We start from the raw sequence: 8,241 nt of genomic DNA, 5'->3' as shown, positions 1-8,241 counted from the left end.
GGGTTGCTGTGTGGAGTGAAGTCAAGGAGGAGGGCTGGGCGTGAGCCCGGCCCGGGGGACATGAACGCAACACAGCGACCCGGCGCAGCGCTCGCGCGCTGAGCTTGCACAGTCGGCATTCCGAACACGAACCGAAACCCGCTACGACTCTTCGACGGCTTCAATTCGATGCGTATGAACGCAATTTCGTATCAGAACTTGCGCTTCGTCATCGACGCATCGCGTGCCGCGCTGCCCGCACGATGCTCTGCGCATCCACGCCGAAGAAATCGCGCAGCGCCGCGCGCGTGTCGCTGCGCCCGAAGCCGTCGGTGCCCAGCGTGAGCAGCCTGCGGCCCGGGGGCAGGTAGGCACGGATGCTTTCGGGCACGGCGCGAACGTAGTCGGTGGCGGCGACGATCGGGCCGGTGCTCTTCGCGAGTTGCTGTGCGACGAAGGGCTCCCGCGCCGGCTCGCCACGCAAGGCAGCAGATTCGCAGGCCGCACCATCGCGCGCCAGCTCGCTCCAGCTCGTGACGCTGAACACTTCCACGCCGATGCCCTCTTCAGCAAGGATCTGCGCGGCCTTGACCACTTCGGTCAGGATCGCACCAGAGCCAAGCAAGGTGATCTGCGCCGGCGCATCGGCGTCACCGTACCGCCCGAAGCGGTAGCACCCGCGCAGCACATCGGCATGCGCCTCGGCCGGCAGACTCGGCTGCGTGTAGTTCTCGTTCATCAGCGTGACGTAGTAGAAAACGTCTTTCTGCTCGACCATCATCTCGCGGATGCCTGCATCCACGATGACCGCCATCTCGCCCGCAAAGGCCGGGTCGTAGGCCTTGCAGTTCGGAATGGTCGCGGCGACTAAGTGGCTCGTGCCGTCCTGGTGCTGCAGCCCCTCGCCGCCGAGCGTGGTGCGCCCCGAGGTGGCGCCGAGCAGGAAGCCGCGCGCGCGCTGATCGGCAGCCGCCCAGATCTGGTCGCCCACGCGCTGGAAGCCGAACATCGAGTAGTAGATGTAGAAGGGCAGCATCGCCAGGCCGTGCACGCTGTAGCTGGTGGCCGCCGCGGTCCAGCTTGCCAGGGCGCCGGCCTCGCTGATGCCCTCTTCGAGAATCTGGCCGTCGGTGGCTTCGCGGTAGCTCAGGATCGTGTCGATGTCTTCCGGCGCATAGCGCTGGCCGACGCTCGAATAGATGCCGACCTGCTTGAAGAGGTTGGCCATGCCGAAGGTGCGCGCCTCGTCGGCCACGATGGGCACGATGCGCTCGCCGAGCGCCTTGTCCTTCATCAGATTCCCGAGCATGCGCACGAAGGCCATGGTGGTGCTCATGTCCTTGCCGTCGGCCGCAAGGGCGAACTGCGCGTAGGCCGGGAGTTCCGGCTTGGGCACCACGTCGCAGGCCGTCTCGCGGCGCGGCATCGAGCCGCCGAGCGCCTCGCGGTGGGCCTCGAGGTACTGCATCTCGGGGCTGTCGTCGGCCGGTCTGATGAAGCTCAGCGACGTCGCCTGCTCGTCCGTGAGCGGCAGGTTGAAGCGATTGCGGAATCCGATGAGGTCGGCGCTCTCGAACTTCTTGTGCGAGTGCGTGGTCATCTTGCCCTGGCCGGCGCCCATGCCGTAGCCCTTCTTGGTGTGGGCCAGGATGACGGTGGGCTGGTCGCGGTGGGCGGCTGCGGCGGCGTACGCGGCGTGGATCTTCACCAGGTCGTGTCCGCCGCGCTTCAGGCGGTCGATCTGCTCGTCGGTCATGCCTTGGGCGAGGCGCGGGAGTTCCTCGTTTTGGCCGAAGAAGGTGTCGCGGTTGTAGCGCCCGTCCTTGGCCGCGAAGGTCTGCATCTGGCCGTCGACCGTCTGCGCGAAGGCGCGCGCCAGGGCGCCCGTGGTGTCGCGCGCGAACAGGCCGTCCCAGTCGCTGCCCCAGACCAGCTTGATGACGTTCCAGCCGGCGCCGGCGAAGAGTTTCTCCAGCTCATCGATGATGCGGCCGTTGCCGCGCACCGGGCCGTCCAGGCGCTGCAGGTTGCAGTTAACCACCCACACCAGGTTGTCGAGCTTCTCGCGCGCCGCGAGCGTGAGCGCGCTCATGGATTCGGGCTCGTCCATCTCGCCGTCGCCGAACACCCCCCACACCTTGCGCGCCTCGCAGTCGAGCAGCTTGCGGTGCGTGAGGTAGCGCATGAAGCGCGCGTGGTAGATCGAGCTGATCGGGCCGATCCCCATCGAGCCGGTGGGGAACTGCCAGAAGTCCGGCATCAGGTAGGGATGCGGATAGCTGCTCAGGCCGCGTGCGCCTTTGCCGGTGGTGAAGGCCGGTGCGGTGAGTTCCTTGCGGTAGTGCGCGAGGTCTTCTTCGCTGAGGCGGCCTTCGAGGAAGGCGCGCGCATAGACGCCGGGGGCGCTGTGAGGCTGGAAGAACACGAGGTCGCCGCCGTGCGCTCCTTGGCCTGAACCCGTGCGTGCATGGAAGAAATGGTTGAAGCCGCATTCGAACAGGTCGGCCGCGCTGGCATAGCTGGCGATGTGGCCGCCGAGTTCGCCGTAGGCCTGGTTGGCGCGCACGACCATGGCGAGCGCGTTCCAGCGCATCAACGAGGCCAGACGCTCTTCCACCGCCAGGTCCCCGGGGAACGCGGGCTGCGCTTCGACGGCGATGGTGTTGACGTAAGGGGTGGCGAGTTCGGGCTGCCAGCCGATGCGCTGCTGGCGCGCCACGCGGGCCAGTTCGTCGAGCATCCAGCGGGCGCGCGCCGGGCCATGCGCCTCGGCCAGCGCGGCGAAGGCTGCACGCCATTCCGCGGTTTCCTGCGGGTCGGGGTCGCTGCTGATCGAGGACAGGTCGACCACGGGGTTGAAATGAGGATCAGAAAGAGCATTCATGTCGAAACTTTAATTCGATCGATCCGTCATGGGCTGCTGTAACGCGGCTTCCAAGGCGCGTTGGCCGTATAAAGTGCCGTGACTCTTACTGAACACGGCATTTCATGAATATGGACCGCGTGGATCTTCGGATCCTTGACGAATTGCAGCGCGACGGCGCCCTGTCGAACGTCGATCTCGCTCGCCGCGTGCACCTCTCGCCTTCGCCCTGCCTCGCGCGCGTGAAGGCGCTCAAGGCGGGCGGCGTGATCGACCGCTATGTCGCCATCGCCAATGCGGCGGCGCTCGGGCTGGGGCTCAACGTCTTCATCTCCATCAGCCTGCGCACGCAAAGCAAGGCGTCACTTGCCGAATTCGAGCAGCGCATCGTCGAGCACGACGAGGTGATGGAGTGCTACTTGATGACGGGCGACAGCGACTACCTGATTCGCGTCGCCGTTGCCGACATCGCAGCGCTCGAGAAATTCATCCTCGAGCAACTGACTCCCATCGCTGGCATCGAGAAGATCCGCTCGAGCTTCGCCCTGAAACAGGTGCGCTACAAGACGGCCTTGCCACTGCCTGCGCATTGACGCGACCTCAATCGAACGTCACCACGCGGTCGCCGTCCCCGCGTCGGCATCCATCGGCCAGCGGCTCCCAGCCGCGACGAATCACCACCTGCCGTTCGTCGTGACACAGCTCGATGCGCTCGGCGCCTGGAACCCGCTCGCGTACGAACGCTTCGATGGAACCCGGCGTGCTGGTGCGGAACTGCAGCGCGAAGCGGTCCTCTTCCGGATGGTCGGCGACGTGGACCCACGGGATGAAGTTGGCGGCGAACATCAGCGCCTGCGAGCCCACCTGCACCGGCCGCGGCGCATAGCCTTGCGCCATCAGCCAACGCTGCGCGCGTTCGCGCGGGCCGTCGGCGTCCCCCGCGATATCCGTAGCGTTCACGCGGTCCGTGGCACCCCACGCAGTGGCCAGCAACTCCATCACCCACTGATTGCAGTTCTGAAAGCGCAGGCTGTACGGATGCGCATTGGCGCTGTACCGCCCCGCCAGCAGCCGCAACGCGAGCGCCTTGTCGAGCGCGGTGCGTTCCAGCGCGGCGGCCTCGGGGGGCGGCAGCAGCACGATGGACACGAAGCCGATCGATGGGTCGTCGGTGCCGAACAGGAATCCGGCCATGCCCTGGTCGTAGAGCCGCGGCCGGGCCTCGTCGCAGGCGTAGTAGAGCTGCCGCACCGACCACGGCCCGTTGGCGCTGGCCTTCAGGCTCACGCCGGCATGCGAGTAACGCAAGCCGAAGCGTGCCAGGTCCAGGCCCGAGCGAGCGACCAGGGCCACGCTATGGCCGGACGCGTCCAGTTCCTGCCGCACGATCGCGGCGAAGCGCAGCAGGCGGTCTTGCTGTGGTGCGCTCAGCGGCGATTCGCGATCACAGAAACGCGAGGCGTCCGATGACGACGCCTGACTGCCGGCTGCAGCGCCGCACAGGCCGGCGGCCAACACCAGCGCGCGCGTGAGTCTCACAACGGTGGCAGGGCCACGTTCCGGCTCGCCGCGGCCTTGCTTCGCAACGGTTGCCACGTCCGGCTGCGCGGGCGAGGCCTCAAAGCGTGACGGCGTGCGACTCGAGTTCGCGGTGCCAGTCGTCGGCCAGCACCAGGAAGAAGGCCTCGCGCGTGTCGGCGCGCGCAAACTCCAGGCCGTAGGGGCGGTGGCGGGCGCTGACCACGTCGCCCCGCGCCATGCCGCGCTGCGTGAGTGTTTGCTGCGGCAGGGAGAGAAAGAACTCGCGGGTCGCATCGTCGGTGGCCTGCAGCTTCAGCCGCAGCATGCCGGGGCGTTCGGCCAGCTCGGCGACTTCGATGATGCGGTAGTCGCCTTCGGCCACTTCCTTGTCGTCCGTGGAGCTGTCGCTCGAGCCTTCGATCGAGTCGGACACGCTGCCGGACGAGGCCGAGCCGGCGCTCGATGCCGACGAGGCGAAGCTGTCGGCGTGAGCGGGCGTCGCCGTGGCGAGGCACAGGGCGGCGATGCAGGCGAGGTGCGCAGGAGTGAAGGTCATGGTCACAAGCTCCGAAAGCCGTAAGAAATCTCGCGGTGAGGATAGCGCGGCAGCTCGCGCTGCGGGCACGTTGTTGCCGCGTGGAGCGGATGTAGGCAGCTGAGAGCGGTGCCCGTGTCAAGGCTTCTCCGTCTTCGGCCGGTAGTCGCACAGCGCCACGACGGCGCACTCCCAGCAGCGCGGCAGCCGCGCCTGGCAGACGTAGCGGCCGTGCAGGATCATCCAGTGATGGGCGTCCTGCAGGTAGTTCGGCGGCACGCGTTTCATCAGCTGGAGTTCGACCTCGAGCGGCGTCCTGCCCGGCGCCAAGCCGGTGCGGTTGCCGACGCGGAAGATGTGCGTGTCCACCGCCATCGTCGGCTCGCCGAAAGCCACGTTGAGCACCACGTTGGCGGTCTTGCGGCCGACGCCGGGCAAGGCTTCGAGGGCCTCGCGCGTGTTCGGCACGTGGCCGCCATGCTGCTCGACCAGCAGCCGGCAGGTCTCCAGCAGATGACGGGCCTTGCTGCGGTACAGGCCGATGCTGCGGATGTGCTCAGTCAGCCCGTCCAGACCCAGCGCGAGCATCTTGTGCGGCGTCGGCGCCACCGCGAAAAGGCGGAGCGTCGCCTTGTTGACGCCGGCGTCCGTGGCCTGCGCTGAAAGCAGCACGGCGGCGAGCAGTTCAAAGACCGAGCTGTAGACGAGTTCGGTGGCGGGTTCGGGGTTGGCGTCGCGCAGGATGCTGAAGAACGTCTCGACTGCGGCTGCTTTCATCGGCGCGATTCTGGCAGCGGCTCACCGAGCGCTGATGCGGCAGGAGCGACGGCGAATGCGCTCGGTGCCGACCGCTTGCCCGCACCTTGCGCTCCGCATGCCGACGCTGAAGGAGAACGCCGCAAAAAGGCAGAAGCGACAGCCTCCGGCTCAACCGTCTTGCGCGAGGCGTGACCGGGCCCGGGCCAGCGCCGCTTCGATTACCGCTGAGCGGCCTGCGTCAGCCGTCGCGGCCGCGTCCGGCTTGCCCTCTGACTCTCCCGCACGCGGCGCAGCATGGGCCGCCAGGCGCTCGTCGCATTCGCCCTGAAGGCGCCGCGCCCGTTCGTTGCGCGCCCGATAGCGTGAGCGTGCCGCTTCGGCCTGTGCGGCCGACCATGCGGCCCAGCCCGTCGGTAGATTCGGGCCGGGCTCGGCGGGCTCCATCGAAATGCAGTCGACCGGGCAGGCCGGAACGCACAGCTCGCAACCAGTGCATTGCGCGGCGATGACGGTGTGCATCAGCTTGGCCGCACCGACGATGCAGTCGACCGGGCACGCCTTGATGCACAGGGTGCAGCCGATGCACGCGGCTTCGTCGATGACGGCCAGCCGCAGCGGGCCTTCGTTGCCGCACGCCGGATCGAGCGGCAGCAGCGGGCGGCCGGTCAGTGCCGTCAGCCGGGCAATCCCTTCGGCGCCGCCCGGCGGGCAGCGATCGATGCCGGTTTCACCCGCTGCGATCGCTTGCGCGTAGCCTCGGCAATCGGGGTAGCCGCAGCGCGTGCACTGCGTCTGCGGCAAAGCCGCATCGATGGCGTCGGCCAGCGTGCTCACCGCGCCGCGGTCAGTCGCCGTTTTGCTGGGGTCTTGGTCGCGGTCTTGACGACCGTTTTGGCGACGGGCTTTGCGATGCGCTTTGCGATGCGCTTTGCGGCAGGCTTCGCGACGGCATTGGCGGCGATGGGCTTTGCCGCAGCCTGCACGGCGGGCGCCACGGCGCCATCCTGCCAAGGCTTCTGGTGCTTCAGGATGAACTCGCGAATCTCGGGATACGCGAACTCGCGCCAGCGGCGGCCGGAGAAGATGCCGTAGTGGCCAGCACCGGCCACTTCGTAATGGCGCTTGCGCGACTTCGGAATGCCGGCGCACAGATCGAGCGCGGCGGCGGTCTGGCCGGAGCCGGAGATGTCGTCGAGCTCGCCTTCGACCGTGAGCAGCGCAGTCGTCTTGATGTCCTGCGGGCGCACCAGCTCGCCGTCGATCTCCCAGGTGCCGTTCACGAGCGCGAAGTCCTGGAACACGGTCTTGATGGTGTCGAGGTAGTACTCGGCCGGCATGTCGAGCACGGCGTTGTACTCGTCGTAGAAGGAACGATGGGCGTCGGTGCTCTCGTCGTCGCCGCGCAGCAGGTCGAGGAAGTAGTCGTAGTGCGCAGTCATGTGGCGCTGCGGGTTCATCGCCACGAAGCCGCTGTGCTGCATGAAGCCCGGGTAGACGCGGCGGCCGGCGCCCGGGTAGTTCTGCGGCACACGGTAGATCACGTTGTGCTCGAACCATTCGTAGGGCTTGTTCATCGCCAGGTTGTTCACGGCGGTCGGCGACTTGCGGGCGTCGATGGGTCCGCCCATCATCACCATGGTGCGCGGCGTCTTCTCGCCGTTGCTGGCCATCAGCGAAACGGCCGCGAGCACCGGCACCGTCGGCTGGCACACCGAGATCACGTTGACCTCGGGCCCCACATGGCGGATGAACTCTTGCATGTAGCGCACGTAATCGGCCAGGTGGAACGCGCCGGCCTCGGCCGGCACCATGCGCGCGTCGATCCAGTCGGTGATGTAGACCTTGTGGTGCTGCAAAAGGAGCTTGACCGTATCGCGCAGCAGGGTCGAGTGGTGGCCGGACAAGGGGGCGACGACCAGCACGCTGGGCTGGTCGCGCATCTCGAGCAGCAGCGCCCCGTCGTCGGTGTAGCGCTTGAAGCGCAGCAGCCGGCAGAACGGCTTTTCGACTGCGGTCTGCTGCTGCACGACGATCTCGGTGCCGCCGACCTTGATGTCGGTGATGCCGAACTCCGGTTTCTCGTATTCCTTGGTCAGCCGGTGCATGAGGTCGAAGCCGGCCGACAGACGCTGGGCGCCGGGCGCCTGCGCGAAGGGCGACATCGGGTGGCTGTAGAGCCGGCTCGAGGCGCCCGCGAATTCCGCGAAGGGGCTGAGCAGGGCGCGCTGGGTTTCGTACAACTGATAAAGCATGGTGAGTCCGCAGTAGAGGTCGGTCGACGGAACGGCAACCGAACGCCGTGATTGGCTGCCGAACACCGATTGGTGCACTGCAACATTATAGGGAGGCCGGCTTTTTTCTAAACCGTGGCAGCCGTGCATCTTTGCAGAGCGCGGGGTGAATGCAAGCGCGCAGATGTGGGTTGACGGGCCGTATGTGACGGCTACCACCGTACGGGCGCAGTTCCGTGCGGTGGGGCACAGAGTGTGCGCTCAGCGGGCGGCGGCGCGGCCGCCGCGCGAGCCGCTGCCTTGTCCGCCACTGCGGGCCCGGCCGCCTGCCCCGCGCGGGGCTTGCATTGCGC

Annotated in this window: 7 protein-coding genes; 1 reads left to right on the top strand and 6 read right to left on the bottom strand. The window is 67.4% G+C overall.

Annotated elements, in window-relative coordinates:
- Window positions 1-208 precede the first annotated feature (208 nt).
- On the bottom strand, window positions 209-2,863 hold the full coding sequence (gene mdeB, locus H0W40_RS18025) for an alpha-ketoglutarate dehydrogenase (RefSeq protein ID WP_292449011.1): 2,655 nt from the start codon (window positions 2,861-2,863) through the stop codon (window positions 209-211).
- A gap of 104 nt (window positions 2,864-2,967) precedes the next feature.
- On the opposite strand from mdeB, the gene H0W40_RS18020 reads away from it, so the two are divergent.
- On the top strand, window positions 2,968-3,435 hold the full coding sequence (locus H0W40_RS18020; RefSeq protein ID WP_292449008.1) for an Lrp/AsnC family transcriptional regulator: 468 nt from the start codon (window positions 2,968-2,970) through the stop codon (window positions 3,433-3,435).
- Window positions 3,436-3,442: 7 nt separating this feature from the next.
- Here H0W40_RS18020 and H0W40_RS18015 read toward each other — a convergent pair whose 3' ends face one another.
- The 5 genes from H0W40_RS18015 to H0W40_RS17995 all read right to left on the bottom strand — a co-directional run bounded on the left by H0W40_RS18015 (window position 3,443) and on the right by H0W40_RS17995 (window position 7,909).
- Window positions 3,443-4,381, bottom strand: coding sequence for a DUF2145 domain-containing protein (locus H0W40_RS18015; protein WP_292449005.1), 939 nt, complete (start codon window positions 4,379-4,381; stop codon window positions 3,443-3,445).
- Between the two features lie 79 nt (window positions 4,382-4,460).
- The gene (locus tag H0W40_RS18010; protein WP_292449003.1) at window positions 4,461-4,919 is read right to left on the bottom strand and encodes a hypothetical protein; all 459 of its coding nucleotides are present in this window, start codon (window positions 4,917-4,919) and stop codon (window positions 4,461-4,463) included.
- Between the two features lie 117 nt (window positions 4,920-5,036).
- Window positions 5,037-5,675, bottom strand: coding sequence for an endonuclease III (gene nth, locus H0W40_RS18005; RefSeq protein ID WP_292449002.1), 639 nt, complete (start codon window positions 5,673-5,675; stop codon window positions 5,037-5,039).
- A 150-nt stretch (window positions 5,676-5,825) separates the two neighbouring features.
- Window positions 5,826-6,491 carry an electron transport complex subunit RsxB gene (gene rsxB, locus H0W40_RS18000; RefSeq protein WP_292449000.1) on the bottom strand — a complete coding sequence of 222 codons (666 nt, stop codon included), beginning with the start codon at window positions 6,489-6,491 and terminating at the stop codon, window positions 5,826-5,828.
- On the bottom strand, window positions 6,488-7,909 hold the full coding sequence (locus tag H0W40_RS17995) for a polyhydroxyalkanoate depolymerase (protein ID WP_292448998.1): 1,422 nt from the start codon (window positions 7,907-7,909) through the stop codon (window positions 6,488-6,490). Before H0W40_RS17995 ends, rsxB begins: the two co-directional genes overlap by 4 nt.
- Window positions 7,910-8,241: the final 332 nt, after the last annotated feature.

This window comes from Methylibium sp. (genome assembly GCF_013817345.1).
Taxonomy (GTDB): Bacteria; Pseudomonadota; Gammaproteobacteria; order Burkholderiales; family Burkholderiaceae_C; genus Methylibium.
The sequence above is the reverse complement of the archived record's forward strand: the minus strand, read 5'-3'. Positions and strand labels throughout refer to the sequence as shown.